General features: G+C 60.6%; 25 protein-coding genes. 14 read left to right on the top strand and 11 right to left on the bottom strand.

Going from position 1 to position 26986, the window contains the following annotated elements:
- Positions 1–111: 111 nt before the first annotated feature.
- Together ACZ0AZ_RS09805 and desA are read right to left on the bottom strand one after the other, a co-directional pair.
- Positions 112–1101 (bottom strand): GGDEF domain-containing protein, encoded by a 990-nt coding sequence (locus ACZ0AZ_RS09805; protein ID WP_039756328.1) that lies wholly within the window; start codon positions 1099–1101, stop codon positions 112–114.
- A 210-nt stretch (positions 1102–1311) separates the two neighbouring features.
- Entirely contained in the window at positions 1312–2496 is a 1185-nt protein-coding gene (desA, locus tag ACZ0AZ_RS09810) for a delta-9 fatty acid desaturase DesA (protein WP_463537285.1), read from the bottom strand.
- 147 nt (positions 2497–2643) lie between these two features.
- Between desA and dibA the strand changes: the two genes are divergently transcribed.
- From dibA to ACZ0AZ_RS09840, 6 genes are all read left to right on the top strand, one after another.
- Positions 2644–4563 carry a phosphodiesterase DibA gene (dibA, locus tag ACZ0AZ_RS09815; protein WP_129998379.1) on the top strand — a complete coding sequence of 640 codons (1920 nt, stop codon included), beginning with the start codon at positions 2644–2646 and terminating at the stop codon, positions 4561–4563.
- 298 nt (positions 4564–4861) lie between these two features.
- A complete protein-coding gene (oscA, locus tag ACZ0AZ_RS09820) occupies positions 4862–5044 on the top strand; it encodes a sulfur starvation response protein OscA (protein ID WP_007917682.1) in 183 nt (60 codons plus the stop codon).
- A gap of 139 nt (positions 5045–5183) precedes the next feature.
- Positions 5184–6197, top strand: coding sequence for a sulfate ABC transporter substrate-binding protein (locus tag ACZ0AZ_RS09825; protein WP_129998378.1), 1014 nt, complete (start codon positions 5184–5186; stop codon positions 6195–6197).
- Between the two features lie 172 nt (positions 6198–6369).
- The gene (gene cysT / locus ACZ0AZ_RS09830; RefSeq protein ID WP_007952818.1) at positions 6370–7188 is read left to right on the top strand and encodes a sulfate ABC transporter permease subunit CysT; all 819 of its coding nucleotides are present in this window, start codon (positions 6370–6372) and stop codon (positions 7186–7188) included.
- 12 nt (positions 7189–7200) lie between these two features.
- Complete coding sequence (cysW, locus tag ACZ0AZ_RS09835; RefSeq protein ID WP_007917679.1) at positions 7201–8073, top strand: sulfate ABC transporter permease subunit CysW; 873 nt, start codon at positions 7201–7203, stop codon at positions 8071–8073.
- A gap of 3 nt (positions 8074–8076) precedes the next feature.
- Complete coding sequence (locus tag ACZ0AZ_RS09840) at positions 8077–9066, top strand: sulfate/molybdate ABC transporter ATP-binding protein (protein ID WP_024011135.1); 990 nt, start codon at positions 8077–8079, stop codon at positions 9064–9066.
- Between the two features lie 82 nt (positions 9067–9148).
- Here ACZ0AZ_RS09840 and ACZ0AZ_RS09845 read toward each other — a convergent pair whose 3' ends face one another.
- Positions 9149–9673 carry an Mpo1 family 2-hydroxy fatty acid dioxygenase gene (locus ACZ0AZ_RS09845; RefSeq protein WP_463537286.1) on the bottom strand — a complete coding sequence of 175 codons (525 nt, stop codon included), beginning with the start codon at positions 9671–9673 and terminating at the stop codon, positions 9149–9151.
- Positions 9674–9757: 84 nt separating this feature from the next.
- Here ACZ0AZ_RS09845 and ACZ0AZ_RS09850 point away from each other — a divergent pair, with 84 nt between their 5' ends.
- A complete protein-coding gene (locus ACZ0AZ_RS09850) occupies positions 9758–10435 on the top strand; it encodes a Crp/Fnr family transcriptional regulator (protein WP_039756339.1) in 678 nt (225 codons plus the stop codon).
- Between the two features lie 161 nt (positions 10436–10596).
- Here the strand turns inward: ACZ0AZ_RS09850 and uraH are convergent, their stop codons facing one another.
- On the bottom strand, positions 10597–11007 hold the full coding sequence (gene uraH / locus ACZ0AZ_RS09855; RefSeq protein ID WP_039756340.1) for a hydroxyisourate hydrolase: 411 nt from the start codon (positions 11005–11007) through the stop codon (positions 10597–10599).
- 11 nt (positions 11008–11018) lie between these two features.
- Entirely contained in the window at positions 11019–11504 is a 486-nt protein-coding gene (locus ACZ0AZ_RS09860) for a GlcG/HbpS family heme-binding protein (RefSeq protein ID WP_129998376.1), read from the bottom strand.
- Positions 11505–11640: 136 nt separating this feature from the next.
- Between ACZ0AZ_RS09860 and ACZ0AZ_RS09865 the strand changes: the two genes are divergently transcribed.
- The 4 genes from ACZ0AZ_RS09865 (at position 11641) to ACZ0AZ_RS09880 (ending at position 15276) form a co-directional block, all read left to right on the top strand.
- Complete coding sequence (locus tag ACZ0AZ_RS09865) at positions 11641–12321, top strand: heavy metal response regulator transcription factor (RefSeq protein ID WP_039756344.1); 681 nt, start codon at positions 11641–11643, stop codon at positions 12319–12321.
- Complete coding sequence (locus ACZ0AZ_RS09870) at positions 12311–13699, top strand: heavy metal sensor histidine kinase (RefSeq protein ID WP_463537287.1); 1389 nt, start codon at positions 12311–12313, stop codon at positions 13697–13699. The genes ACZ0AZ_RS09865 and ACZ0AZ_RS09870 overlap by 11 nt, the downstream gene beginning before the upstream one ends.
- Before the next feature lie 112 nt (positions 13700–13811).
- Positions 13812–14060, top strand: coding sequence for a helix-turn-helix domain-containing protein (locus ACZ0AZ_RS09875; protein ID WP_039756347.1), 249 nt, complete (start codon positions 13812–13814; stop codon positions 14058–14060).
- A complete protein-coding gene (locus ACZ0AZ_RS09880; protein ID WP_039756349.1) occupies positions 14053–15276 on the top strand; it encodes a type II toxin-antitoxin system HipA family toxin in 1224 nt (407 codons plus the stop codon). Before ACZ0AZ_RS09875 ends, ACZ0AZ_RS09880 begins: the two co-directional genes overlap by 8 nt.
- Before the next feature lie 3 nt (positions 15277–15279).
- On the opposite strand, the gene ACZ0AZ_RS09885 is transcribed toward ACZ0AZ_RS09880, so the two are convergent.
- Entirely contained in the window at positions 15280–16284 is a 1005-nt protein-coding gene (locus ACZ0AZ_RS09885) for an AraC family transcriptional regulator (protein WP_129998374.1), read from the bottom strand.
- A gap of 100 nt (positions 16285–16384) precedes the next feature.
- Here ACZ0AZ_RS09885 and ACZ0AZ_RS09890 point away from each other — a divergent pair, with 100 nt between their 5' ends.
- Complete coding sequence (locus ACZ0AZ_RS09890; RefSeq protein WP_463537288.1) at positions 16385–17458, top strand: fatty acid desaturase; 1074 nt, start codon at positions 16385–16387, stop codon at positions 17456–17458.
- A 105-nt stretch (positions 17459–17563) separates the two neighbouring features.
- Here ACZ0AZ_RS09890 and ACZ0AZ_RS09895 read toward each other — a convergent pair whose 3' ends face one another.
- The 3 genes from ACZ0AZ_RS09895 to ACZ0AZ_RS09905 are packed head-to-tail and all read right to left on the bottom strand — an operon-like array spanning position 17564 to position 21599.
- Positions 17564–19174 (bottom strand): arylsulfatase, encoded by a 1611-nt coding sequence (locus ACZ0AZ_RS09895; RefSeq protein ID WP_463537289.1) that lies wholly within the window; start codon positions 19172–19174, stop codon positions 17564–17566.
- A gap of 14 nt (positions 19175–19188) precedes the next feature.
- Positions 19189–20004 (bottom strand): ABC transporter ATP-binding protein, encoded by an 816-nt coding sequence (locus ACZ0AZ_RS09900; protein ID WP_137215028.1) that lies wholly within the window; start codon positions 20002–20004, stop codon positions 19189–19191.
- On the bottom strand, positions 20001–21599 hold the full coding sequence (locus ACZ0AZ_RS09905; protein WP_463537290.1) for an ABC transporter permease: 1599 nt from the start codon (positions 21597–21599) through the stop codon (positions 20001–20003). Before ACZ0AZ_RS09905 ends, ACZ0AZ_RS09900 begins: the two co-directional genes overlap by 4 nt.
- A gap of 396 nt (positions 21600–21995) precedes the next feature.
- Here ACZ0AZ_RS09905 and ACZ0AZ_RS09910 point away from each other — a divergent pair, with 396 nt between their 5' ends.
- Positions 21996–23009 carry an ABC transporter substrate-binding protein gene (locus ACZ0AZ_RS09910; protein WP_463537291.1) on the top strand — a complete coding sequence of 338 codons (1014 nt, stop codon included), beginning with the start codon at positions 21996–21998 and terminating at the stop codon, positions 23007–23009.
- Between the two features lie 78 nt (positions 23010–23087).
- Here ACZ0AZ_RS09910 and ACZ0AZ_RS09915 read toward each other — a convergent pair whose 3' ends face one another.
- On the bottom strand, positions 23088–24008 hold the full coding sequence (locus ACZ0AZ_RS09915) for a LysR family transcriptional regulator (RefSeq protein WP_039756363.1): 921 nt from the start codon (positions 24006–24008) through the stop codon (positions 23088–23090).
- A gap of 182 nt (positions 24009–24190) precedes the next feature.
- On the opposite strand from ACZ0AZ_RS09915, the gene ACZ0AZ_RS09920 reads away from it, so the two are divergent.
- Positions 24191–25111 (top strand): TauD/TfdA dioxygenase family protein, encoded by a 921-nt coding sequence (locus ACZ0AZ_RS09920; protein WP_463537292.1) that lies wholly within the window; start codon positions 24191–24193, stop codon positions 25109–25111.
- A 106-nt stretch (positions 25112–25217) separates the two neighbouring features.
- Here ACZ0AZ_RS09920 and ACZ0AZ_RS09925 read toward each other — a convergent pair whose 3' ends face one another.
- Complete coding sequence (locus tag ACZ0AZ_RS09925; protein WP_463537293.1) at positions 25218–26834, bottom strand: alkaline phosphatase family protein; 1617 nt, start codon at positions 26832–26834, stop codon at positions 25218–25220.
- Between the last annotated feature and the right edge of the window lie 152 nt (positions 26835–26986).

Consider the following 26986-nt stretch of genomic DNA (forward strand, 5'->3'; position numbering starts at 1 on the left):
GAGCGAGCCTGCTCGCGAAGGCGGTGTGTCATGCAGCTCTGAGTTCACTGACAGAATGCTTTCGCGAGCAGGCTTGCTCCCACAGGTCCAACACCAGGCGCGGAGACCGGATCAGGCCGCAATAATCCGGTTCTTGCCCTGCCGTTTCGCCTCATACATCGCGGCATCCGCGCGGGCGAACAGGCTGTCCAGGCTCTTGTCTTCGTCGGTGAGGTTGGTCAGGCCCTGGCTCACGGTGATGCTGAATGCTTGGCCGTCATGGTTGAAGCGCAGTCGCTGGATCTCCTGCTGCAGGCGCTCCGCCACTTGCACCGCCATTTCCGGTGCACAGCCGGGGAACACCGCGGCGAACTCCTCACCGCCAATCCGTCCGAACAGGTCACCGCGGCGCAATGAGCCGCGGCCGCATTCGGCGATTCGCTGCAGCACGTTGTCGCCCTCGGGGTGGCCGTAGCTGTCGTTAATTACTTTGAAATCGTCGATGTCCAGCAGCAGGAAGGCCAGCGGTGTGCCTTGGCGGCGGGCCTCGGCGAACTCGCGGTGGGCGCATTCGAAGAAGTGACGGCGGTTGCTGCTTTGCGTCAGCACATCGGTGGTGGCCAAGCGTTGCAGCTCGGTTTCCATGTGTTTTTTGTCGGTGATGTCTTCGGCGATGCCGACGATGATCACCGGCTGCCCGGGCTCTTCCTGGCGATTGATAAAGCATTTGTCGCTGAGCCAGCGCACCTGGCCATCGGCGGCGATGATGCGGTACTCGCGATCTTCCACCGCACCTCGGTGCAGGACTTCGGCCAGGCTTTGTTCGGCGTACTCCAAGTCATCGGGATAAATGCTGTCGCGCCACTGGTTGTAGTCAGCCAACAACAGCGCGGCCGAACGGCCGAAAATCCGTTCGTACGCCGGGCTGACGTAGAGCACCTGGCGGGTTTCCCAGTTGAAGGCCCAGAGCACGGCGTTGACGCTGACCAGCAGCGAACTGATCAACTGTTCGCGCTCGCTCAGGCGCGCAACTTCGCCTTGCGCGTGCATCAGCGCCATCAGCGTTTGCGCGGCCTCGGGCCATTGGGTGAAGGATGTGTCTTTCTGGTTGTTGTTGACCATCGGCACAAATCTCAAAGGGCGCGCCGCAATGTCGACGACGGCCACAGGACAACCCGCCGGGATGGCGAAGTGTCATTGAGATAGGGGATTTTCGGCGAAGTTCCCGGCCAGTACCGAGTCCCGCCGGGCGGTGAGCTGTAGGAGCTGCCGAGTGCAACGAGGCTGCGATCTCTTGATTCTGAGAATCAGAAGATCGCAGCCAGTGCCGGGTCAGATAGCTGCTGGACGCAGCGAGTAGGTTTTCAGCTGATCGGCAAAATCACGCAACGACTGGATGCCACTGGCCTCGGCCTCGTGAATCCACTCCTTGATGGCGGCGAGCATGTCGTGGCCATTGGAGCTGGTCTTGACCCAGATCTGCTGCAGCGCCAGGCGCTTTTCGTAAATCACTTTCAGCGCCTGGCTGTGTTCGAGCATGGTTTGAATGCGCAAGTGATGACGGTCTTCCAGCAGGCTGGTTTCCCGAGACAGCAGGCGTTTGGCCCGGTGGAACTGGTGCCGCACCGAATGATCGACCTTGGCCAGCTCTTGCTTGACCAGTGGGCCGATTACCAATTTGCGGTACTGGGCCATGATCTGGAAACGGTTGTTCAGGATCGCCATGGCGGTGTCCATGTCCAGGCTGCCCTTGCCTTCGACGCGGTGGGCAATCGGTGCGACCCGCTGCACCTTGGCCAGACGCAGGAAGCAGAACACTTTGATCCATGCCCAGCCGAGATCGAATTCCCACTTCTTGACCGACAGCTTGGCCGAGTTGGGGTAGGTGTGATGGTTGTTGTGCAGTTCTTCGCCGCCGATCAGGATGCCCCACGGCACCAGATTGGTGGCCGCGTCACGGCATTCGAAGTTGCGGTAGCCGACGGCATGGCCCAGACCGTTGATCACGCCCGCGGCCCACACTGGAATCCACATCATCTGGATGGCCCAGATGGTGATGCCGATGGTGCCGAACAGCAGCAGGTCAATCACGCCCATGATCGCCACGCCCAGCAGCGGATAGCGGCTGTAGACGTTGCGTTCGATCCAGTCTTCCGGGCAGTTCTTGCCGTAGATGCGCAGGGTTTCCGGGTTCTGCGCTTCGCTGCGATACAGCTCGGCGCCGGTGCGCAGCACCGTGGACAGGCCCTTGATGACCGGGCTGTGCGGGTCATCTTCGGTTTCGCATTTGGCGTGGTGTTTGCGGTGGATGGCGGTCCACTCGCGGGTATTCTGCGCCGTGGTCAGCCACAGCCAGAAACGGAAAAAGTGCTTGAGACCCGCATTCAGCTCGAGCGAGCGGTGGGCCGAGTAACGGTGCAGATAGACCGTGACGGCAACAATCGTCACATGGGTCATCAGCAGGGTGACCGCGACCAGTGACCAGGCCGACAAGCCAAGAAAACCTTCGTACCACATAGGCTATAGGGCCCTCGATAAAGATAAAAACAGCCGTTGCATTATCACTAAGCACACAGATAAAACCAGTCGCCCTTTCAGATAAGAAGTCGCTGAATGTTTCTTCACCTATAATTCCAACCTTTTTGTAGGGACATGGACGACCGAATGTCTGCGACTTACCGCGATGCCTTGCGTGCAGCGCTGCTCTACCTGGTACTGGCCGCCCTATGGCTGCAGGTTTCTGATCACTTATTAAGCAAACTCTTCGATGACTCCAGTGCGCTGGCCCACTGGCAACTGATCAACGGTTACCTGCTGGCCGGGGTCAGCGCCGCGCTGATTTTCCTCGCGCGGGCGCGGCTGGGTCGGTTTCTCGGCATCGGTGCCCGCCTGCGCGAGCGCCACACCGACCGTGAGCGCCTGCGTCAGGCGGCCGCCGTGTTCGATTGCACCCGCGAAGGCGTACTGGTTACCGATCATCAGGGCCTGATCGTTCACGTCAACCGCGCCTTTATCGAGATCACCGGTTATCGGCGCGATGAAGTGATCGGCCAGCAGCCCAGCCTGTTCAAGTCTGGCCATCATCCGCCGGGCTTCTATCAGGCGATGTTCGCCACCCTCGAGGCCGAAGGTGAATGGAGCGGCGAGATCTGGAACCGGCGCAAGACCGGCGAGATTTATCCTCAGTGGCAGACCATCCGGGTGATTCACGATGATTTCGGCCGGCTCAGCCATTACGTGGCGGTGTTCTCCGACATCAGCGCAATCAAGGATTCCGAGTCCGAGCTCAAACACTTGGCGCATCACGATCCGTTGACTGATCTGCCCAATCGCCTGCTGTTCAGCGACCGCGCCGAGCAGGCGCTGGCGTCGGCGCAGACGCACAAGCGTGGCTGCGCGCTGCTGATGCTCGATCTGGATCACTTCAAGCTGATCAACGACAGTCTCGGGCATAACGTCGGCGACCGCTTGCTCAAAGCCGTAGCGACGCGTTTGCAGGCACTGTTCGGCCCCGGCATCACCCTCGCGCGGTTGGGCGGCGATGAGTTCGCGGTGCTCGCGGAAAGTTGTCCACAGCCTGCGCAGGCGGCGGCATTGGCGCAGCGGATTCTGGATGCGTTGAAAGAGCCGCTGCTGATGGATGGCAATCAACTGTTCATCAACGCGAGCATCGGCATCAGCCTGTTTCCCAGCGATGCCTTGAGTGCCGAGCAGTTGTTGCGCAATGCCGACAGTGCGCTGTTCAAGGCCAAAAGCAGCGGGCGCAATGGCTACGCGCTGTATACCGAAGAGCTGACCGCCCATGCCCAGCAACGGGTCGAAATCGCCTTCGAGCTGCGCCGCGCACTGGAGCAGGACGAGCTGCGCGTTTACTACCAACCGGTGCATGACTTGCACAGCAGCCGTCTGATCGGCGTCGAGGCACTGGTGCGCTGGCAGCATCCGCAGCGCGGCCTGGTGTCGCCGGCGGAATTCATTCCGATTGCCGAGCGCACCGGGCTGATCGCCGACATCGATGCCTGGGTGATGCAGCAGGCGTGCCGGCAGATGTGCCAATGGCAGCAGAGCGGCGTGGTGCTGGCGTTCGTCGCGGTGAATGTTTCGTCGCGGCTGTTTGCCCGGCGCGAGTTGTACCAGCAGGTGGCGCAGGTGCTGCAAGACACCGGGCTGGATCCGGCGTATCTGGAACTGGAAGTCACCGAAAGCGCGGTGATGGACGACCCGGAAGTGGCGCTGGAACAGATGCATCGCTTGCGCGAGCTGGGTGTGCGCCTGGCCATCGATGATTTCGGCACCGGCTATTCGTCGCTGCTGCGGCTCAAGCGTCTTCCGGTGCAGAAACTCAAGATCGATCAAGGCTTCGTCGCCGGGTTGCCGTGGGACGAGGATGACGTGGCGATTGTCCGAGTGATCATCGCGCTGGCGCGGAGCATGGGCATGCAGGTGCACGCGGAGGGGATCGAGCAGGTTGAGCAGGCAACATTTCTGTTGGCGCAAGAATGCGATCTGGGGCAGGGCTACTGGTTTGGGCGGCCGGTGTCTGCGGATCGGCTTGATTGGGCGAAAACGCCATTGATTGGCTGAAAAGACCTATCTGGCTATCACCGACCTTGTGGTAAGGGGATTTATCCCCGTTGGGTCGCGTAGCGGCCCCAAGAAATGGGACTGCTACGCAGCCCAACGGGGATAAATCCCCTCGCCACAAGTTCTCTTGACGAGTTCAAATCAGCGCAAACCCCTTGCCCTTCCTCATATTATTTTCTGGTTATATAAACATTCTTAAATAGTCTTTTTAAGAATATCTATGCCTCTCTTATATTGCTCCCACGCCGAACGCAGTGTCGCCCACTGCCAGGCAAAACCCCTTCAAAGGAGCAGCACCATGAGCGCATCCCTTCGCAGCGTTGACGGTCAGGACGAAAGCACCATCTTGCGTGAAATCCAGAGCGCCCTGCGCGATCTGCGGTTCGGCGCGGTGGAGATCACTGTGCACAACGCGCAGGTCGTACAGATCGAACGCAAAGAGAAATTCCGTTTGCAGCAACCCGGTAAACAACCGGGCTGAGATCAAAAGATTGCAGCCTTCGGCGGCTCCTACAGGGGGCTGTGTGCAGGAGCTGGCGAAGGCGGCGATCTTTGAAGCGGGACCGATTCCAGCAATACACAAGAAAAAGCCACCACCAGGAATTTCAGGAGCTTTCACCATGTCGTCGATTCGCCGTTACGCTCTGGCCGCGCTGGCCAGCGCCGTGTTTGCCGGTTCCGCTGTTGCCAAGGATTACGAGCTGCTCAACGTGTCGTATGACCCGACGCGCGAGCTGTATCAGGAATACAACGCCGAATTCATCAAGTTCTGGCAGCAGGATCATGCCGGCGACACAGTGAAAATCCAGCAGTCCCATGGCGGCTCGGGCAAGCAGGGCCGTGCGGTGATCGATGGTCTGCGTGCTGACGTGGTGACCCTGGCCCTGGCCGGTGACATCGACGAAATCGCCAAGCTTGGCAAGAGCCTGCCGGCCGACTGGCAGAAGCGTCTGCCGGAAGCGAGCACGCCGTACACCTCGACCATTGTCTTTCTGGTGCGCAAGGGCAACCCGAAAGGCATCAAGGACTGGGGCGATCTGGTCAAGAACGACGTTTCGGTGATCACGCCGAACCCGAAAACCTCGGGTGGCGCGCGCTGGAACTTCCTCGCCGCATGGGCCTATGGCCTGAAAGCCAACGGCGGTGACGAAGCCAAGGCCAAGCAATACGTACAAAACCTGTTCAAGCACGTGCCGATCCTCGACACCGGCGCCCGTGGTTCGACCATTACCTTCGTCAACAACGGTCAGGGCGATGTGTTGCTGGCTTGGGAAAACGAAGCGTTCCTGGCGCTGAAAGAGGACGGCGGTACGGACAAGTTCGACATCGTCGTGCCGTCGCTGTCGATCCTCGCCGAACCACCCGTGGCGGTGGTCGACAAGAATGCCGAGAAGAAGGGCAACGCGCAGATCGCCGAAGCCTACCTCAAGCACCTGTACAGCCCGGCCGGCCAGGAAATCGCCGCGAAAAACTTCTATCGTCCACGTGACAAGGACGTAGCGGCCAAGTACGCCCAGCAGTTCCCGAAACTGGAGCTGGTGACCATCGACAAGGACTTCGGCGGCTGGAAATCCGCGCAGCCGAAATTCTTCAACGACGGTGGCGTGTTCGACCAGATTTATCAGGCGCAGTAATCTGACTTCAGCCACACATCAAGCCTGAAGCCAGGCGCGGAAAATGTGGGAGCGAGCCTGCTCGCGAAAGCGCAGTGTCAGACGACCTCGAGTTGATTGATACTCCCTCTTCGCGAGCAAGCTCGCTCCCACATTGATGCGTTCAGCGGAATGCTTTTAACCAGGGACTTTTATGTCGCGTCGTATCTCCCCCGTCATACCCGGCTTCGGGCTGACGCTGGGTTACACCTTGGTGTACCTCAGTCTGATTGTGCTTATCCCGCTGGCGGCGATGTTCGTCCACGCCGCGCAACTCACCTGGGATCAGTTCTGGACGATCATCTCCGCACCGCGGGTGCTGGCGGCGTTGAAGCTGAGCTTCGGTACCGCGCTGTGTGCGGCGATCATCAACGGCATCATCGGCACGTTGCTGGCGTGGGTGCTGGTGCGCTACACCTTCCCGGGGCGCAAGGTGATCGACGCGATGATCGATCTGCCATTTGCCCTGCCCACCGCGGTGGCCGGTATCGCGCTGACGGCGCTGTACACGCCGACCGGGCTGGTCGGCCAGTTCGCCGCCGACCTCGGTTTCAAGATTGCCTACACGCCGCTGGGCATTACCCTCGCGCTGACCTTCGTGACCTTGCCCTTCGTGGTGCGCACGGTGCAGCCGGTGCTGGCCGATATTCCCCGTGAAGTCGAAGAAGCGGCCGCCTGCCTCGGTGCCAAGCCGTTGCAGGTGTTCCGGCACATTCTGCTGCCAGCACTGCTGCCTGCCTGGCTGACCGGTTTCGCCCTGGCGTTTGCGCGTGGTGTCGGCGAGTACGGTTCGGTGATTTTCATCGCCGGCAACATGCCGATGAAAACCGAAATCCTGCCGCTGCTGATCATGGTCAAACTCGACCAGTACGATTACACCGGCGCCACCTCCATCGGCGTGCTGATGCTGGTGGTTTCCTTCGTCCTGTTGCTGCTGATCAACTTGCTGCAGCGGCGCATCGAAACCCCATAAGGAGGCGCGAACATGTCCCAATCGTCTATTGCGGCCGCGTCCTCGGCCAACGCTGCGCGGCGTGGCAGTGCGACCTCGCGCAGAATCCTGATCGGTCTTGGCTGGCTGATCTTTTTCCTGTTTCTGCTGCTACCGTTGTTCATCGTCGTATCGCAGGGTTTGAAGAATGGCCTCGGTGCGTTCTTCACCGCGATCTTTGAACCGGACGCACTGTCGGCACTGAAACTCACCGTGTTCGCCGTGCTGATCTCGGTGCCGCTGAACCTGGTGTTCGGCGTCAGCGCGGCGTGGTGCGTGAGCAAATACTCGTTCCGTGGCAAGAGCATGCTGGTCACGCTGATCGACCTGCCGTTCTCGGTATCGCCGGTGATCGCCGGTCTGGTCTATGTGCTGATGTTCGGCGCGCAGGGCCTGTTCGGGCCGTGGTTGCAGGATCACGACATCCAGATCGTCTTCGCCCTGCCGGGCATTGTGCTGGCGACGATTTTTGTCACCGTGCCGTTCGTGGCGCGCGAGTTGATCCCGTTGATGCAGGAACAGGGCACCCAGGAAGAAGAGGCCGCGCGCCTGCTCGGGGCCAATGGCTGGCAGATGTTCTGGCACGTCACCGTGCCCAACATCAAATGGGGCCTGATCTATGGCGTGGTGCTGTGTACGGCGCGGGCCATGGGCGAATTCGGGGCGGTGTCAGTGGTGTCCGGGCACATTCGCGGGGTGACCAACACCTTGCCGCTGCACGTCGAGATCCTCTACAACGAATACAACCACGTGGCCGCGTTCGCCGTGGCGAGCCTTTTGCTGATCCTGGCGCTCTTCATCCTGCTGCTCAAGCAGTGGAGCGAAAACCGTATCAACCGCCTGCGCGCCAGCGCCGCGGAGGAATAATTCATGTCGATCGAAGTGCGTAACGTCAGCAAGAATTTCAACGCGTTCAAGGCGCTGGACAACATCAGCCTGGATATCCACAGCGGTGAGCTGGTGGCGCTGCTTGGCCCGTCGGGCTGTGGCAAAACCACCTTGCTGCGGATCATTGCCGGTCTGGAAACCCCGGATCAGGGCAACATCGTTTTTCACGGCGAGGACGTTTCCGGCCACGACGTGCGTGATCGCAACGTCGGTTTCGTGTTCCAGCATTACGCCTTGTTCCGCCACATGACGGTGTTCGACAACGTCGCGTTCGGCCTGCGCATGAAACCGAAAAACCAGCGCCCGAGCGAAAGCCAGATCGCCACCAAGGTTCACGAACTGCTGAACATGGTGCAACTGGACTGGCTGTCGGATCGCTACCCGGAGCAGTTATCCGGTGGCCAGCGTCAGCGTATCGCCCTGGCCCGTGCTTTGGCGGTGGAGCCGAAAGTGCTGCTGCTGGATGAACCGTTCGGCGCCCTCGACGCCAAGGTGCGCAAGGAACTGCGCCGCTGGTTGGCGCGGCTGCACGAAGACATCAACCTGACTTCGGTGTTCGTGACCCACGACCAGGAAGAAGCGATGGAAGTCGCCGACCGCATCGTGGTGATGAACAAAGGCGTGATCGAGCAGATCGGCTCACCGGGCGACGTCTACGAAAACCCGGCCAGCGACTTCGTTTATCACTTCCTCGGCGACTCGAACCGCCTGCTGCTGAGTGACGACAATCATGTGCTGTTCCGCCCGCACGAAGTGTCGTTGTCCAGGCATGAGCTGGAAGATCACCATGCCGCTGAAGTGCGCGATATCCGCCCGCTGGGCGCGACGACGCGGGTGACCTTGAAAGTGGAAGGGCAGACGGATCTGATCGAAGCGGAAGTGGTCAAGGATCACGACAGCCTGATCGGCCTGGCCAAGGGTGAGACCTTGTTCTTCAAACCGAAGGTCTGGCAGAAAGTCGCCAATATTTAAAGGCAAAAGCTTCGCGAGCAGGCTCGCTCCCACAGGGAAAACTTATTCCAAATGTGGGAGGGAGCCTGCTCGCGAATACGATCTATACAGCAGCGCGATTCGGATTGACCCGCACCACCCCCGCCCGCAACTCGATCTCTTGTTTCAATTCCTCCCGCAGCCCGAGCAGAAACGCCAGCTCGGCCACGACAAACAACGGCCCGACAATCAGCCCGCTGATGTCATCGACAAACGCCGGTTTGCGCCCTTCATAGTGATGCCCGACAAACTGGATCACCCAGCCGATCACGAACATTGCCAGGCCGCTGCTCAGCCAGACCAGGGTGCTCTGCTGCGCCAGTGCATGCCCGGCCCAGACCGACAGGCCCATCAGCACGGTCATTAACACGCCAAGCTTCACTTCCAGACGCAAGTAGAACCACGCCGAGGCCAGTGCTACCAATACCGCCGGAGATATCCACAACCCGCCCAGCGCCCACTGCGGCCGAGACAACAGGACAGCCACCGCCACCACGATCAGCGGAATGCCGATAAAGTGGCTGGCGATGTTGCGCGGGTCGCGGTGGTAGGCGGCGTATTGACTGAGGTGGTCGACGAGGCTTTTCATTGTTGTTCCTCCAGTGGGGTTGAATGCATCATCCCTCGGGATCCGCGTTCGTTCTGTCGGGCAGGCGACACTCCAGGAGTGGTTATGCAAATTCGTGCACGGTTGCTCAGCGGCCAGTGGTTCAGTCATCTGCCTGGATCTTTTCAGGATAGCCTGCTGGCGCTGGCCCGGGAGCGGCGGCTGACGGCGGGGCAACGGCTATTCCAGCGCGGCGATGCGCCGTGCGGTCTGTACGCAGTGCTCGATGGCGCCGTGCGCATTGGCGCGGTGAGCGAGCAGGGCAAGGAGGCGTTGCTGAGTCTGGTGGAGGCGCCGCACTGGTTCGGCGAAATCTGCCTGTTCGATGGTCAGCCACGCACCCATGACGCCTATGCGGTCGGGCCGTGTACCTTGCTGAATATCCCGCAGGCGACGATGCTCAAATTGCTCGACGAACAGCCGCAGTACTGGCGGCATCTGGCGCTGTTGATGAGCCACAAATTGCGCCTGGCCTTCATCAACCTCGAACAGCTGAGCCTGCTGCCAGCCCCGGCACGTCTGGCGCATCGCTTGCTGATGATTGCCGAAGGCTACGGCGAACTCGACGCACCGCGTCGGGTGCTGCAACTGCCGCAGGAGCAGTTGGCGGCGATGCTGTCGCTGTCGCGGCAGACCACCAATCAGATCCTCAAGGATCTGCAGGGGCAGGGGATTATCGGGTTGGCTTACGGCGAAATCGAAATCCTCGATGCCGCAAGACTGCGTGCCCTGGCCACGATCTAAAAACTCACGCCGATCCAATGTCGGAACTGGCACCTGTGGCGAGGGGATTTATCCCCGCTGGGGCGCGCAGCGGCCCTGAAAAAATGGCACCGCTGCGCAGTCCAACGGGGATAAATCCCCTCGCCACAGAGACCAGTTCCAACAAAGGATCTGTGTTTATCTTACGACCCGCGATAGGTCGAGAAACCGTACGGGCTCAGCAGCAGCGGGATGTGGTAGTGCTGATCAGTCTGCTTGACCTGGAAGATCACCGGAATTTCCGGGAAGAACGTCTCGTGCTTGATCTTCTGATAGTACTCACCAGTCTTGAACACCACGCGATATTCACCGGCTTCGAATGGCTGTTTGGCCGGGAACAGTTCGGCGATCCGCCCTTGCTCGTTAGTGGTGCCTTGAGCCAGTGGCTGCCAGTTTTCGCCGACGTGTTTTTCCAGGGTGACGTTGATGCCCGGTGACGGCAGGCCGTTTTCCAGGTTGAGCACGTGCACGCTCAGCGGATTGCCGGCGGCCAGCGCCAGGCTGGAAACAGCGCTCAGGCCGAGCACGGCGAGGGTCATGCGCAGGGTGGTCATGGTGGATCTCCTTAGTGGGAACGGGTGATGGTCAGGCCGGCCTTGTCGGCGGCGGCGCGGGCGCAGTTTTCGTCTTGCTCACCGCCGCCGGAACCGGCCACGCCCATGGCGCCGACCAGTTCGCTGCCGGCGAACAGCGGAATGCCGCCGCCGAGCAAGAGCAATTCATCGAGGGTGTTGAGGTTGGCGGTTTCCGGGTTGCTGCGGGCGCGCTCGGCGAACAGCCGCGTCGGCGTCTTGGTCGACAGCGCGGTGTAGGCCTTGCGCTGGCTGGCGGCGGTGTTGTGCGGGCCAACGCCGTCACCACGCAGCGTCACCAGCAGGTTGCCGCCACGGTCGAGTACCGACACCGTGCCGGTGCAGCTGCTCATCGCCTTGTCCGCCAGCCAGCGTGCGGTTTTCAGGTCGAGATCGGCGTGGCGCGGCAGTTCTGGCGTGGCGCTGGCAACGCCGCTGAGGCCGAGGATCAGGCTGGCGACAAGGTATTTGACGGTCATGTGCAGGCTCCGATTGAGAAGGTCTGCACCTTAACCGGCGCACTTCGTCAGAACCCCGTCAGGCGGATTACAAGTTTGTAATGGGCAACGGCGCCGAACACGCCTAGCCTGTGTGCCTGATCAATCGAGGTGTGCCATGCGTTTGCTGGTCGTAGAAGATGAAGCCAAAACCGCCAATTTCCTCGCCAAGGGCCTGGGCGAGTCGGGTTTCGCCGTGGATGTGGCGCTCAATGGCCTCGACGGCCGCTATTTTATCGAGCAGCAGGAATACGACCTGATCATCCTCGACGTGATGCTCCCGGGTCTGAACGGCTGGCAATTGTTGCAACTGATCCGCCAGCGCGGCGCCACACCGGTGCTGTTTCTCACCGCCAAGGACGCCATCGAAGACCGCGTGCGTGGTCTTGAGCTGGGCGCCGACGACTACCTGCTCAAACCCTTCGCCTTCGCCGAGTTGCTCGCGCGCGTGCGCACGCTGCTGCGACGCGGGCCGATGCGCGAAGCCGAGTCGTACACCATCGCCGATCTGGAAATCGACGTGCTGCGCCGCCGGGTCAGTCGCGGCGGCCAGCGCATTGCCCTGACCAACAAAGAGTTCGCCCTGTTGCAGTTGCTCGCCAGCCGCCAGGGCGAAGTGCTCTCGCGCACGCTGATCGCTTCGCAGGTGTGGAACCTGAATTTCGACAGCGACACCAACATGGTCGAAGTCGCCGTGCGTCGCCTGCGCGCCAAGGTCGACGACCCGTACATGCCGAAACTTATCCACACCGTGCGCGGCGTCGGTTATCAACTGGAAGCGCCGGACGATGTGGAGTAAGTCGATCGCCTGGCGATTGGCGCTGGCCTTCGCCATGGTCTGCGCGCTGGTGCTGAGCGCAATCGGCGTGTTTCTCTACCGCTCGCTGGCCTCGGAACTGGCCTTTCGGGACGACATGGCCCTGCTCGGGCGCCTAGAACAAGTGCGCGCCTTGCTCGCCGACAGCGACAGCCTCGACGCCCTGCAGGCACGGCCCCGGTTGTATCAGAACATGCTCGGCAATCTCGACAGTCTGTTGCTGGTGCGCCGGGCCGACGGCTCCAGCGTGATCGCGATCAACCCGCGCCAACGTGAATTGCCGGCGCTCAATGCATTAGCGCGAGAGCAAATGCCGCAGCGCCGTGACGTGCTCAGCTGGCAGGCCAGTGACGGCGCCGAGCTGGCCCTGCTGTCCGGCCAGGCGCAGGGTCCCAACGGTGAAACCCTGACGGTGATCGCCGGCAAAGTGCTCAGCGAGCGCGAGCAGATGCTCGGCAGTTATCGCCTGCGTCTGTATCTGTCCGTCGGCCTCGGCGCGTTGCTCGCGTTTGCGCTGGGCCTGCTGTTGCTGCGTCGGGGACTGCAACCTTTGCGTCAGTTGAGCGAAGCGGTGCGCAGCATCGATCTGCGCAGCCTCGATCGACGCCTGCCCACCGAGGGCACGCCGAGCGAACTGCGCGAGCCGGTGCACGCGCTCAACACCATGCTCGCGCGGCTGGACGACAGCGTGCAGCGCCTGTCGCAATTCTCCGCCGACCTCGCCCACGAAATCCGCACGCCGCTGCACACCTTGCTCGCCAGCAACGGCCAGGCCCTGAACCACCCGCGCAGCACGGCCGACTATCAGGAAGTGCTGGCCTCGAACATGGAAGAGTTCGAACGGCTCAAGCGCATGGCCGAGAACCTGATGTTCCTCGCCCGCGCTGAGCAGGCCGAACGCGCGCTCAATCTGCAATCACTGAATTTGCGCAACGTCGGCGACGAACTCTGCGATTACTTCGAAGCCCTGGCTGATGATCGCGGCCTTCGACTTGAAAACCGCATGCACGGCGAGTTGCTCGCCGACCAGCAACTGCTGCAACGCGCCCTCGGCAACCTGTTGGCCAACGCCGTACGCCATGCTGACCCCGGCACCCTGATCAGCCTGCAACGCCGTGATGAACCGGGTATGTGCTGGCTGCAAGTGCACAACCACGGCCCGGTCATCGCGCCTGAGCATCTGGGCAGACTGTTCGATCGTTTCTACCGCGTCGATCCTTCACGTGCGGAGCCGGGAGATTCGGGTGGGCTGGGGTTGGCGATCGTGCAGTCGATTATGCAGTTGCACGGCGGGCAGGTGCGGGTGAGTAGTGTTGTGGCGGGGACGGTGTTTGAGTTGGGGTTTGTGATGCGGTGCTAAGGCGTTAGCGATGACTGGCCATCTACGCTAAGCTTCGCGAATTGCATCATTTAAGATGCATTATTTCGGTTGAAGCATCGTTTGCATCGTAAGCAATGCATCAGAGGCGGTTATGGAAAAGATTGGCGCATTGATCAGAAGCTTGCGCAAGGCTCAAAAAATGTCGCAACAGGCTTTGGCACAGCAATACGGCATGAGCCGCGCAACAATCTCGGGGATTGAAAACAACACAATCTCGGAAATCGGTTTGCGCAAAGTCGAAGCGATTCTTAACGGATTCGGCTACGAATTGGCCGCAATCCCCCGCGCCTCTCGACGTCCGACACTCGACACGCTGCGCAAGGTGAACTTCCATGACTGAGGCATTGGACCGCTTGCAGGTCTGCGTCGGCGGCCATGAGGTTGGAAGATTGGGGCGCGGGCACGCAGGTGTCGACAGCGTGTTCAGCTATCGGAACGATGCGATTGATGAAAATGCCGTTTCGCTGACCATGCCCACACGCCTGGAAAGTTATGGTTGTGAACGCGGCATCCATCCGATATTCGAGATGAACCTGCCTGAGGGTGCGTTGCGCGATGAGTTGATGCGGCGGTTCAGCAAAGCCGTGCGCGGCTTCGATGACTTCGCTTTGCTGGGCATCGTCGGCCCGCATCAACTCGGGCGTCTTTCGATCGCGAGCGCATCGACAACTGATCGTCCACCTGAAACCTCGCTCGCTGAGTTATTGGTTCATGACGGTGCGCAAGGATTGTTCGAGGATCTTTTGCAGACCTACGGGCAGTATTCCGGGGTTTCAGGCGTGCAGCCCAAAGTGTTGGTGCGTGACAGTTCCGCTGCAATAGACCGACTGACGCATCGAGGCTCGACTCATCTGGTCAAAGCCTTCCGTGCCGAAGAGTATCCCGAGCTGGCAACCAACGAATATTTCTGCATGCGCGCTGCGCAACTTTGTGGCCTCGACGTGCCGCATTTCGAACTCAGCGAGCATGGCAAATTTCTCGTCATCGAGCGTTTTGACTTGAGCGAGACCGGATACCTCGGTTTCGAAGACTTTTGCGTGCTCAACGGCTGGCCGTCGAAGGCCAAATACGATGGTTCTTACGAAGGAGTCGCACGGCAGATCAAGGCGTTTGTTTCGCCCTCGCTGCTTAAGGATGCATTGGAAGCTTTCTTCAAGATTGTCGCCTTATCAGCGGTATTGAAAAACGGCGATGCTCATTTGAAAAATTTTGGCGTGCTGTATGACGATTGTGGCGAACACTCATTGGTCAGGCTGGCTCCGGCGTACGACATCATCACCACGTCGGTGTACATCAAGAGCGATAGCATGGCACTGCTGTTGGGCGGTTCGAAGGCGTGGCCCAAGCATAAAATGCTAACGAAGTTTGGCCGTACGGCCTGCAATCTGAGTGAAGCGCGTTGCAACCAGTTGCTGCAAATGGTCGCGCACGGTGTACGGGAAGCGATGGATGAAATGGCGGAGTACAGCGCCAATCATCCTGCCTTCGCTGAGGTGGGCGCTGCGATGATCGAACAATGGTCTGCGGGTCTGGCGCGCAGCCTGCTCACCAGTTGAAACTCAACGCAACCCATCGCGAAACTGCCCCGGCGTCATTCCCGTCCAGCGCTTGAACGCGCGGCTGAAGCTGCTGGTGTCGGCGAAGCCCAGCAGATAACTCACCTCGCTCAACGAACACTGCGGATCGCGCAGGTGCAACAGCGCGAGATTTTCACGGCTTTCGTTGAGCAGCGTGTCGAAACGGCAACCTTCATCCGCCAGATGCCGTTGCAGGCTGCGCAGGCTCAGGTGCAAGGCCTGGGCGATGCGTTCGGCGCTGGGTTCGCCTTCGGGCAATTGTTCTTCAATGGCATCGCGCACCTTGCGCTCCCAGGTCAGCGGTTTGAGCTGGGCGAGGGTGCGTTTGAGTACGGCTTCGTTGTGTTCGGCCAGTTCCGGGTTGGCGTCATCGAGGTGACTGTCGAAGTCGCTGAGTGCGAACTCCAGGCGGTCTTCGGCGGCGGCAAAACATACCGGCGCGCGGAAGACTTTGTGCCATGGCTGGGCATCGCTCGGTTCGGGGCGGCGCAAGTACACCGCCAGCGGTGCGTAGTCGCGGCCGAGGCGATTGCGGCAGGTGCGCACGTAGATCGCCGCGAAGGCGTCGATGGCTTCGACGGCCGGCGCCGGGTTGCCGGGCGGAATTTTCAGGCGGAATTGATAGCGGTCTTCGCTGCGGCTCAGCTCCAGTTCCAACGCATCGCTGACCACCGGGTGATAGCGCACGATGCGCTCGAACACCTCGCGCAAGCTGCCGCTCGCCACCAGTGCATAACCGAGCGCGTGGAACGTGGTCGGGCTGACAAAACGCGACACGCGCAAGCCCAGCGCCGGGTCGCCGCTGGCTTCAACGGCGAGCGCCCACAGGCGCGTGGTACCGGACAGCGGATAGCGTGCGTTGGGGTCGTCCATCAGCGCTGGGTCGAGCCCGGCCTGCTGGCACAAGGCAAGGCTGTCCAGCCCGAGCGCGTCGAGTTGTTTGCGCAAGGCGCGGGTCCAGCTGGCGAGGGAGGTCGGTTCCTTCATGCGGATTGGCGCGTCCGGTCAACAGGTTGGCGTTCTTGGCTAGCGCGGATCGAACCCCGGCAAGGCACGATGCATTCATCTTAGACCCGAGGATGGAAGCATGGACGGTACTTCTGCAAGCCCTGAACGACTGAATGCGGCGCAGCGTTCGGCATATATTCGCCAGGTGGTGCTGGCAAAAGGAGTGGAATTGCGTGATCGCTACCCGATTCTTCGGCACCAGGATGCCCTCGGTGCGGGGATTCTGGCGTTTGCGCTGGCCGGGATGATCGCTTCGGCGGCGCTGTACATCACTGGCCATATGGCTTGGTGGGTGTGCCTGCTGTTCAATGCTTTTTTCGCCTCGCTGACCCATGAGCTGGAACACGACCTGATCCACAGCATGTACTTCCGCAAACAGCGCGTGCCGCACAACCTGATGATGGGCCTGGTCTGGCTGGCGCGGCCGAGCACGATCAACCCGTGGATCCGTCGCCACCTGCACCTCAACCATCACAAGGTTTCCGGCACTGAAGCCGACATGGAAGAGCGCGCAATCACCAACGGCGAGCCGTGGGGATTTGCCCGTCTGCTGATGGTTGGCGATAACGTCATGTCGGCGTTTATCCGCCTGCTCCGCGCCAAGACCTGGGCACACAAGTGGAGCATCGGCAAACGCGTGCTCAAGGTCTACGCACCGCTGGCGCTGCTGCATTGGGGCGGGTGGTACGTATTTCTCGGCTTTCACGCAGCCAATGGCATTGCGCATTTGCTCGGCTCGCCCATCGAGTGGTCGGCCACCACGCTTTCGGTGATGCAGGTGATCGATATCGCCGCCGTGGTGATCATCGGCCCGAATGTGTTGCGCACTTTTTGCCTGCACTTCATCAGCTCGAACATGCATTACTACGGCGACGTCGAACCGGGCAATGTGCTGCAGCAATGCCAGGTGCTGAACCCGTGGTGGCTGTGGCCGTTGCAAGCGTTCTGCTTCAACTTCGGCAGCAGTCACGGGATTCATCACTTCGTGGTCAAGGAGCCGTTTTACATTCGTCAGATGACCGTGCCGGTGGCGCACAAGGTGATGCGCGAGATGGGCGTGCGCTTTAATGATTTCGGCACGTTTGGCCGGGCGAACCGGTTTGTGCGTCCGGCTGGAATGGTGCATGAAGAGGTGAGTTCAGCCCGGGCTTGATGGGTTGTGCTCAAAGGCCCCTTCGCGAGCAGGCTCGCTCCCACAGTTGGAATCCGGTTTCCTGTGGGAGCGAGCCTGCTCGCGAATACGATCTGTCAGACCCTATCAATCCGGCTGAAACGGCGAAGCACTGAGGATCACTCCGGTCTCTTCCACATACCGCTGCCAATGCCCGATCAAGTCAGTGAGTTTCTGCGGCTGACTCAACGCCAGATCATGAATCTCCCCTGGATCGCTCGCCAGATCATAAAGCTGCCAGGTCGCCGGCCCCACCGGCCCGGGGATCCACACGGCTTTCCACGACCCCTGACGAATCGCCCGACGTCCGAACAATTCCCAACCGGTGACCGTATGCTCGTCATGCACCTGCGCGGTCTCGCCGGACAAGAAGCCCAGCCATGATTTACCGCGCAGTGGCGCCACGGCTTTGCCTTTCCACTGTTTGCCCGGATGCCGCACGCCAGCCAGATCGAGAATGGTCGGGGTGATGTCCATCACTGTGCCGAAACCATGGCTGATCTGCCCTTTGAGCGGCAATTGCGGATAGTGCAGCAGGGCCGGCACGCGAATCCCGCCCTCGGTGGTGAATGCCTTGAACAAGCGCGACGGCGCGGTCGCCACTTGCGCCCAATTCGGCCCGTACCAGACGTAGGAATTGGCCCGGCCGATGTTGTCGAGACTGTTGTCGTAATGCTGGTTGAGGTAGGTCATCAGCTCCGGGCCGAACTTGGGGAACGCTTCCAGCAGCGCGCCTTCGGCACCGTTGTCGGACATGAACAGGATGAACGTGTTGTCGAGCTGGCCCTGCTGGCGCAGGTAATCGACGACCCGGCCGATGTTCCAGTCCATGCGCTCGACCATCGCCGCGTAGACTTCCATGGCGCGTGCGGAAATTTGCTTTTGTTCATCGCTCAACGCGTCCCATTGTGTGCTGAGTTGTATTAGTGGATGCGGCTCGACGTCTGATTCGATCAGGCCCAGCGCCTTGAGCTTTTCCAGGCGTTCGAGGCGCAGCACCTCGGGCCCGGCGTCATAGCGGCCACGGTACTTCGCGACGATCCCGGCCGGTGCCTGCAGCGGCCAGTGCGGCGCGGAGAAGGGCAGGTAAGCGAAGAACGGCCGGGTCTGATCGCGTTCCTTGAGGTACTGCAGCAGCTTGTCGCCGAACGCGTCGGAGGAGTAGAAATCTTTCGGCAACTCGTCAACAAACTGATCGTCCTCGATGTACAGCGCCGGGGTGGATTTCAGCAGGCCCGGCGTTTGCTCATCGTAGGTCGGCTCGAAACCATAGTGGTTGGCAGCGCCCGGCAACAGTGAAAACGAACGCTCGAAACCACGCGCATGGGGCGCCAGTTCAGCCTTCAGCCCCAAGTGCCATTTGCCGCTCATCAAGGTTTGATAGCCGGCCTCGCGCAGCAGCTCGGGCAGGGCGACGACGCGGTCGTTGAGGTAGCCCTCGTAACCGGGTTTGCCGATCAGTTCCGGGGTCAACGCTTCGGCCATGGTGCCGATGCCGGCGATGTGGTGATCGGTGCCGGTCAGTAGCATCGAACGCGTCGGCGAGCAGGTTGGTGCGGTGTGAAAATCGGTCAGACGCAGACCGTTGTGGGCCAGCGCATCGAGGTTCGGCGTAGCGATTTCGCCGCCGAACGCACCGATGTCGGAAAAGCCCAGATCGTCGGCCAGAATCACTAGAAAGTTGGGACGTTGCGGCATCGCGAAACTCCTGTTCAGCAGGCAATGAACGTCAGCGGCAGATCGCGGATCTGCACCGGCGCGCTCGGTTGGTAATGGTCATCACTGGTCAATTCGTGCAGCAGTTCTTCGCGCAGCTGATGAAAGTCGTAACTGCTGCGCTGGCGCGGGTGCGGCAGGGCGATGTCGACCACTTGCTTGATCCGCCCCGGACGCGGCTCCATCACCACCACGCGGTCGGCCAGAAAAATCGCTTCCTCGACATCGTGGGTCACCAGAATCGTGGTGATCTGTGCCCGCTCGCGGATCGCCAGCAGCTCGTCCTGCATTTGCTGGCGGGTCAGTGCGTCGAGGGCGCCGAAGGGTTCGTCGAGCAACAGGATGCGCGGGCTGGCGACAAGGCCGCGAGCAATCGCCACGCGCTGCGCCATGCCGCCGGAGAGTTGATGCGGATAGGCCTCGGTGAAATCGCTGAGGCCGACCAGCTCGATAAAGTCTTTGATGCGTTGTTGTTTCTGCGCTCCGCTCAGCGGTTCATTGACCAGGCCCAGGCCGATGTTGTCGGCGACCGTCAGCCACGGAAACAGACGATGCTCCTGAAAAACGATGCCGCGCTCGCCGCCGATGCCGCTGACGGCTTTACCATCGACACTGATCTGCCCGCGAAACTCGGTGTCGAGGCCGACCAGCAACCGCAGCAAAGTGGATTTGCCGCAGCCGCTGGAACCAACAATGGCGACGAATTCGCCCTCGGCGATGTCCAGGTTGAATTCGCGAATCGCCTCCAGTTCGAAACCGTTGACGGCGAAGGATTTGCCTACGTGGTTGAAGCTGACAATTGGTGCGTTCATGCGTGTCTCCAGCGGGTCGCGCGAATTTCCAGGCGTTGGCCGATCATGTTGAGCAGGGCACCGGTGAGGCCGACCAGCAGCATGCCGGCCATGATCAGATCCATGCGCAGCAACTGTTGCGCGCCGATCATCTGGCTGCCGATGCCGCCATTGGACGGCATGAAATATTCAGCGCCGATGGTGCCCAGCCAGGCGTAGATCAGGCTCAATCGAAGCCCGGCAAAAATGCCTGGCGCAGCGCCGGGCAGGACCAGTCGGCGCAGGCGTTGGCCGAGGCTCAGGCGCAGCACTTGCGCGGCTTCGTTGAGTTGCGGCGAGAGGTTGGCGACGCTGCGCTGGGTGGCGATGAACAGCGGGAAGAATGCAGCGAGGGCGACAAAGACCCACTTGGCCAGTTCGCCGAGACCGAACCATGCGGTGAGCAGCGGCACCCAGGCGAAAATCGCAATCTGCCGCAGTGCGGCGAGTGTCGGGCCGAGCAGGCGTTCGCTGAAACGCGACAGGCCAAGCAGCAAGCCCAGGGCGAAACCGAGGCCGCCACCGATCAGCAAGCCGCCGAGAGTGCGGCTCAGGCTCAGCGCCATGCCGTTGACCAGCGTGCCGTCGAGCAGTCCATTCCATGCCGTGCTCAGCACTGCCAAAGGGCTGATCAGAATATTCGCGTCGACCCACTGCTGATCATTGGCCGTTTGCCAAAGCGCCAACAAGCCCAGCGGCAACAGCCACGGTTGCAGGCGCTGCCAGCCCTGATAGCGCGGGCCGCGAGTGATTTGCGCGGTGGCCGGGTGCGGCCAGTACACCAGTCTGCGGTCGAGCAGGCCGATGCCGCGATCCATCGCCACACCGATCACACCGATGACCACGATGCACACGAACACGATGTCGAGCATGAACAACTGCCGCGCCCAGACCATCAGATAGCCGATGCCTTCGCTGGAGGCCAGCAGCTCGACCGCCAGCAACGAGGTCCAGCCGGCAGCGAGTGCCAGGCGCACGCCGGCCATGAACGCCGGCAACGCCGCTGGGAACACCAGACGCCGAATCAGCAGAAGCGGCGGCAGGCGCAACACGGCGGCGGCTTCGCGCAGTTTCGGTTGCGCATCGCGCACACCGACCAGTGTGTGCAAGGTCACCGGCACCACGATGGCTTTGATTAACACCACCAGTTTCAGCAGTTCGCCGATGCCGAAAAACACCATGAACAGCGGAATCCATGCCAGCGTCGGCACCTGTGCAAGTCCGGCGAATGTCGGAAAAACCAGGCGCTCCAGACGTCGACTGAAACCCAGTGCGGCGCCAAGCACCGCGCCGGCCGAAACGCCTGCCAACAAGCCCCAGAACAACCGTTGCAGGCTGATCCACAAATGACTCCACAACTCGCCTTGGGCCAGTTCCACAGCGCTGCTCCACACCAGCGATGGCGCCGGCAGGATCTGCTCGCTCATCCACTGATTGCGCGCGGCCAGCCACCACAGGACGAACAGACTGACGGGCAACAGCCAGGGCAGCAAACGTTGATTCAGGCGGGGCCAGGTGCAACGGCTTTTCAGCGGCGGCGCGGCCAGCGGCAGGCTGAGCAGGGATTGACGGGCCATGGGTGACCTCCGTTGTCGGGTTGCATGGCGAACCGCTTTTCATGTGGGAGCGAGCCTGCTCGCGAAATGGCTGTTTAAGGCAGCATTGATGGCGGCTGGCATGGCCTCTTCGCGAGCAGGCTCGCTCCCACATTGGGTTTCGTCATATATGAAACTGATCTAACAGAGTTGCGTTAGATGCTATCGGGAGATAAGCAAATCCATTTAAGGCTTGCCTGCTTACGCGCATCCAATGCATTCGAAGAATATTTTCGATGCTGTTAATGCATATCGCGCTGCAAACCGCACACGCCCTCGCTTAGGTCATATGGATATAAAAATGTGCATTTATAGTATTTAAGTGAAGGTATGCATCCAGCCTACTTTCGGCTCCTCAGCGATCAAGGAGCCGCACCCATGAACCTTCCCTTCAAACGAATCATCAGCCTGCTGGCCGCCCCGGCACTTGCAGGCTTTCTTGCGCTTGGCGCCCAAGCCGAAGAACTCAAGGAAATCCGCATCGCCGTGCCCGACCTCAGCGCCGGCACTCAACACAGCGGCGGCGGCATCGTCGATGTGCTGCGCGATCAGCAGATCTTTGAAAAGGCATTCGCCGAGCAGGGCATCAAGATCCAGTGGAGTTTCTTCAAGGGCGCCGGGCCGGTGATCAATGAGGCGTTTGCCAATGGCCAGGTCGATCTGGCCTATCTCGGCGACCTCGCCGCGATCATCGGCAAGTCCAATGGTCTGGACACGCGCCTGCTCAGCGCCACGGCGCGCGGGGTCAAGCAATACCTCGGCGTTGTGCCCGGCTCGGGGATCAAGACGCTGCAGGATCTCAAGGGCAAACGCGTGGCGATCTTTCGCGGGACGGCGACGCAGCTGTCGTTCGATGCGGCGCTCGCCAGTCAGGGCCTGAGCGAGAAGGATCTGAAGGTGATCAATCTGGATTTCAACGCGGCGGTTTCGGCACTCGCGGCCAGGCAGATCGATGCCTCGTGGGGCAGCTCCGCGCTGAGTGCCTTGCAAGCCAAAGGCCTGGCGGAATTGCCGCTCAACACCAAGGACCTTGGCGGCGCTGGCAGCGTGCAGGCGGTGTTGCTGGGTAATGGCAAGTTTGTCGACGACCATCCAGAGGTCATTGCGAAACTGCTCAAGGCGCAGCAGCAAGCGGTCGAGTGGCTGACTCAGGACAGCAACAAGGACGCCTATGTGCAGCTGGTATCAGGGCTGGCCAGTTATCCGCCGGTAATTCTGGCTCAGGATCTGAAGGATCAGAATCTCAGTGAGATTTTCCCGTCGACACTGGATCCGGTGTTCTTGAGCGGCCTGCAGGACAAGGTCGACTTGGCGGCGCAGCAGAAGCTGATTCGCAAGCCGTTCAAGGTCAGTGATTGGGTGGCGCCTGAGCTTTCAGCGGCCAAGCTCTAGAAGCAAAAGATCGCAGCCTTCGGCAGCTCCTACAGGAAAACGCATTCCCCTGTAGGAGCTGCCGAAGGCTGCGATCTTTCAGACAGCGACGCTGACGTCCTGCCTATCCACCGCGACCAACGTCTCGATCATTGCCCTCGCTGCTGGTGATAGTCGAAACCCGGTGCGGCTGACGATGCCGCAGCGGGCGTTCATGCTTTCGAGGTTCTGCGGCAGGTTGCGCCAATGCAGCAGCACCAGCGAACCCTTGGCGACATCCTCAATAAACGCCTCCTCCGTGCCGACGCCGATCGCGTTGGATTGCAGTACCACTTTGACCAGCGCCGGAAAGTGCTCGGTCTCGATGGTCGGTGAGAAATCGATGCGCCCGCTGAGGTTCGCCAGCAGCTTGCGAATGCCCGGCGGGATCAGGGTGGCGGCCAGGGGAAAGTCGAACATGTCGTTGGTCGACAGGCTTTCCTTGGCCAGCAACGGATGCCCCGGCCGGCAGAAAAACACCCCGCGCTTGGGCGTCAGCGGTTGCGTCTGGAAATTAGGGTCGGACTCGAAATGGCGGATATCGGCGATGAAGAATTCAATCTCTTCGCGGCTCAGCGCGCGGCTGAGTTTTTCCCAGTTATCCACCTGAAAACAGGTGCGCACTTTCGGATGCGCATTGATGAACTGCGCCACCGCATCGGGCACCAGTTTCACCGCTGGCGCCGGCCCGCAACCAAAATGCACTTCGCCGGCGTCGAGCTTGGTCATTTGCGTCACTTCAGCGCTGAGCAACGCTGCGCCCTGCACCAGGCTTAAGGCATGTTGCAGCACCACTTGGCCCTCGGGCGTCGGACGCAGATCCTTGTTGCCACGATCGACCAGCACGCAACCGAACTCCTGCTCCAGCCCCTGAATGCTGCGGCTGAACGCCGGTTGAGTGATGCCCATGGCGTCTGCCGCACGGACAAAACTGCGGTGTTCGTTGAGGGCGATGAAGTAGCGCAACTGGCGAAGATCCATATGCTTTTCCGGCATCCTAAAAATAGCTCGAAGGCATTTGCGACGAGGGTTGCTTGAGGTTTTAAATGCAAGCTCTTATTCCGTCAACGAAGCATATGAATATCTATTAGATGTAATTGGAATATAGATAGAGCGTTGTTTCGCTGCCGCCAAAACCGCAAATCGTCGATGAGGGTCTTCCCATGAGCAATGCCGCACTCGCCGTAAAACCCGTTTCTCACGCGCTGGAAATTCACCCGGTAGCCGGTCGTATCGGTGCCGAAATTCGCGGCGTGCATCTGTCCGGTGAGCTGGACGCCGCCACTGTCGAAGCCATCCAGCAAGCCTTGGTCGAATACAAAGTGCTGTTCTTCCGCGAGCAGACGCAACTCGACGATCAGCGTCAGGAAGCCTTCGCCCATCTGCTTGGCGAACCGGTGGCGCACCCGACCGTGCCGGTGCGTGAAGGCACTCGCTACCTTCTGGAGCTGGACGGCGCCGAGGGCCAGCGCGCCAATTCCTGGCACACCGACGTGACCTTCGTTGATGCCTATCCGAAAGCCTCGATCCTGCGCTCGGTGGTCGCCCCGGCCTTCGGCGGCGATACGCTGTGGGCCAACACCGCGACCGCTTACCGCGGCTTGCCGAGCGAGCTGCGTGAGCTGGCCGACAAACTGACCGCTGTGCACAGCAACGAGTACGACTACGCCGGTGCGAAGCCGGACGTCTCGGCAGAGAAGCTGGAGCGCTATCGCAAAGTCTTCACCTCGACCGTCTACGAAACCGAGCACCCGGTGGTGCGCGTGCACCCGATCAGCGGCGAGAAGAGCTTGCTGCTGGGGCATTTCGTCAAACGCATCAAAGGTTATTCACAGGCGGATTCGGCGCACCTGTTCGGCTTGCTGCAGAGCCATGTAATCCGCCAGGAAAACACCGTGCGCTGGCGCTGGCAGGCCGGTGATGTGGCGATCTGGGACAACCGCTCGACGCAGCATTACGCCATTGATGATTACGGCACCCAGGATCGCGTGGTGCGCCGGGTGACGCTCAAGGGCGAGGTGCCGGTGGGGGTGAACGGGCAGCGCAGCCAGACCATTAAGGGCGCGGATATCGTCGGCGTCTGATCGGGCCTCTTCGCGAGCAGGCTCGCTCCCACAATGGATTTGTGCCGAACGCTAGGATGTGATCGACGCCAATCCCTGTGGGAGCGAGCCTGCTCGCGAAGGGCTTTCACCACACTCCGATCTGAACAACCTTCTCGGTTTCCGGCTCACCATAACGAAACCGCTGCCCGCGCAAATCGATCTCCTGATGGCTGATCGTCGTGCGCCGCTTTAGTCCGCGTACCCATTCAAACAGATACCCCGCATGCTCCTCGCGCACCGCCCCGTACGCCGGGTCCTCACCCAGATCATTCAGCTCCTGCGGATCATTCAACAGATCAAACAACTGCGGTCTAAACCCGTCGTACGCCAGGTATTTCCAGCGCTCGCTGCGCACCATGGTCATGCGGCAACGGTCGATCGGCTGGCCGAGGCGTTCCCGCGCCGGGGCCTGAAAGGCGTAGTCGTACTCGCTGATTGCATAACGGCGCCAATCGGGATGTTCCCCGTGCAGCAACGGGATCAGTGAACGCCCTTCAAGCCGATGCTCTGCTGCCGGCAATCCCAGCGCTTGAAGAAAAGTCGGCAGCGCATCGATGGTTTCTGCCAAGCGCTCATCGACAGTGCCACGAGTGGCATCCGCCGCTGGCCGAGGGTCGCGAACGATCAACGGCACACCCACCGCCTGCTCCAGTAAAAACTCCTTCTCGCCGAGCCAATGATCGCCGAGGAAATCGCCGTGATCGCTGGTGAACACGATCAATGTGTCATCCCAACGCCCGTTGCTCTGCAGAAAATCGAACAGCCGCCCCAACTGATCATCCACTTGCTTGATCAGGCCCATGTAGGTGGGGATTACATTCAATCGTACTGAATCGCGGGAGAAGTTGCGGCTTTCCTCATGTTGGCGAAAGGCAGTGTATACGGGGTGTTTGCTGGCTTCGGAGAGCGTCGCGCGGATCGGTTTCAGAATCGATTTCGTACTGTACAAGGCGTGGTATGGAGTCGGTACGATATAGGGCCAGTGCGGTTTGATGTACGAGAGGTGTAAACACCAGGATTTCTCGCCTTGCTCGGTGATGAAGTCGATGGCGCGATTTGTAGTGTAGACAGTCTCTGAGTGTTGCTCGGGAATTCGTGCTGGCAAATTCGCATGACGCATTTTCCAGCCGCTGAGGATTTCACCGTTCTCGCCTTCGGCGGCATTCGCCCAGTCGTGCCAGGGATTCTTGCCATCGAAGCCCTGCGCGCGCAGGTATTGGGTATAGGGCGCGGATTCGCGCTTGTCGTCGAATGACGGATCGTCGGGGTAGATACCGTCGTGGCGCAGGTAGGGTTCGAAGCCGACCTCATTGAGCAACTCGGCTTGCGCGCTTTCCGGGTTGATCGCCAGGCGCTGCAAGGCGTCGACATTGGCCGTCGCATGGGTCTTGCCGACCAGCGCGGTGCGGATGCCGTGAGGTCGCAGGTAATCGCCGATCGTCAATTCATCCAGCGGCAACGGCACCGCGTTCCAGGCCACTTGATGGCTGCTGACATAGCGCCCGGTGTAGGCCGACATCCGCGACGGGCCGCAGATCGTGCCTTGGGTGTAGGCGCGGCTGAAACGCACCCCTTGAGCTGCGAGGCGATCGATATTCGGTGTATGCAGATGCGGGTGGCCGTAGCAGGACAGGTAATCGCGGCGCAGTTGATCGCACATGATGTACAGCACGTTGCGCACGGGGTTGGGTGGGGTGGGCATGGGGTTCACCGGTCAGTGGGACAGGTGAGGGTTTTCGCTTTCGCGTGGGGTGTTCGGCAAGTGCATTTGGGGAATGGTTTTTATGCAGCGATTGCATCAGCCTCTTCGCGAGCAGGCTCGCTCCCACATTTGAAATGCGTATTCCTGTGGGA

The sequence above is a fragment of the Pseudomonas sp. AC239 genome (genome assembly GCF_979258545.1).

Coding starts and splice junctions, on each gene's coding strand:
- ACZ0AZ_RS09805 (WP_039756328.1), bottom strand. CDS start 1,101: ATGGTCAACAACAACCAGAAAGACACATCCTTCACCCAATGGCCCGAG.
- desA (WP_463537285.1), bottom strand. CDS start 2,496: ATGTGGTACGAAGGTTTTCTTGGCTTGTCGGCCTGGTCACTGGTCGCG.
- dibA (WP_129998379.1), top strand. CDS start 2,644: ATGTCTGCGACTTACCGCGATGCCTTGCGTGCAGCGCTGCTCTACCTG.
- oscA (WP_007917682.1), top strand. CDS start 4,862: ATGAGCGCATCCCTTCGCAGCGTTGACGGTCAGGACGAAAGCACCATC.
- ACZ0AZ_RS09825 (WP_129998378.1), top strand. CDS start 5,184: ATGTCGTCGATTCGCCGTTACGCTCTGGCCGCGCTGGCCAGCGCCGTG.
- cysT (WP_007952818.1), top strand. CDS start 6,370: ATGTCGCGTCGTATCTCCCCCGTCATACCCGGCTTCGGGCTGACGCTG.
- cysW (WP_007917679.1), top strand. CDS start 7,201: ATGTCCCAATCGTCTATTGCGGCCGCGTCCTCGGCCAACGCTGCGCGG.
- ACZ0AZ_RS09840 (WP_024011135.1), top strand. CDS start 8,077: ATGTCGATCGAAGTGCGTAACGTCAGCAAGAATTTCAACGCGTTCAAG.
- ACZ0AZ_RS09845 (WP_463537286.1), bottom strand. CDS start 9,673: ATGAAAAGCCTCGTCGACCACCTCAGTCAATACGCCGCCTACCACCGC.
- ACZ0AZ_RS09850 (WP_039756339.1), top strand. CDS start 9,758: ATGCAAATTCGTGCACGGTTGCTCAGCGGCCAGTGGTTCAGTCATCTG.
- uraH (WP_039756340.1), bottom strand. CDS start 11,007: ATGACCACCCTGCGCATGACCCTCGCCGTGCTCGGCCTGAGCGCTGTT.
- ACZ0AZ_RS09860 (WP_129998376.1), bottom strand. CDS start 11,504: ATGACCGTCAAATACCTTGTCGCCAGCCTGATCCTCGGCCTCAGCGGC.
- ACZ0AZ_RS09865 (WP_039756344.1), top strand. CDS start 11,641: ATGCGTTTGCTGGTCGTAGAAGATGAAGCCAAAACCGCCAATTTCCTC.
- ACZ0AZ_RS09870 (WP_463537287.1), top strand. CDS start 12,311: ATGTGGAGTAAGTCGATCGCCTGGCGATTGGCGCTGGCCTTCGCCATG.
- ACZ0AZ_RS09875 (WP_039756347.1), top strand. CDS start 13,812: ATGGAAAAGATTGGCGCATTGATCAGAAGCTTGCGCAAGGCTCAAAAA.
- ACZ0AZ_RS09880 (WP_039756349.1), top strand. CDS start 14,053: ATGACTGAGGCATTGGACCGCTTGCAGGTCTGCGTCGGCGGCCATGAG.
- ACZ0AZ_RS09885 (WP_129998374.1), bottom strand. CDS start 16,284: ATGAAGGAACCGACCTCCCTCGCCAGCTGGACCCGCGCCTTGCGCAAA.
- ACZ0AZ_RS09890 (WP_463537288.1), top strand. CDS start 16,385: ATGGACGGTACTTCTGCAAGCCCTGAACGACTGAATGCGGCGCAGCGT.
- ACZ0AZ_RS09895 (WP_463537289.1), bottom strand. CDS start 19,174: ATGCCGCAACGTCCCAACTTTCTAGTGATTCTGGCCGACGATCTGGGC.
- ACZ0AZ_RS09900 (WP_137215028.1), bottom strand. CDS start 20,004: ATGAACGCACCAATTGTCAGCTTCAACCACGTAGGCAAATCCTTCGCC.
- ACZ0AZ_RS09905 (WP_463537290.1), bottom strand. CDS start 21,599: ATGGCCCGTCAATCCCTGCTCAGCCTGCCGCTGGCCGCGCCGCCGCTG.
- ACZ0AZ_RS09910 (WP_463537291.1), top strand. CDS start 21,996: ATGAACCTTCCCTTCAAACGAATCATCAGCCTGCTGGCCGCCCCGGCA.
- ACZ0AZ_RS09915 (WP_039756363.1), bottom strand. CDS start 24,008: ATGGATCTTCGCCAGTTGCGCTACTTCATCGCCCTCAACGAACACCGC.
- ACZ0AZ_RS09920 (WP_463537292.1), top strand. CDS start 24,191: ATGAGCAATGCCGCACTCGCCGTAAAACCCGTTTCTCACGCGCTGGAA.
- ACZ0AZ_RS09925 (WP_463537293.1), bottom strand. CDS start 26,834: ATGCCCACCCCACCCAACCCCGTGCGCAACGTGCTGTACATCATGTGC.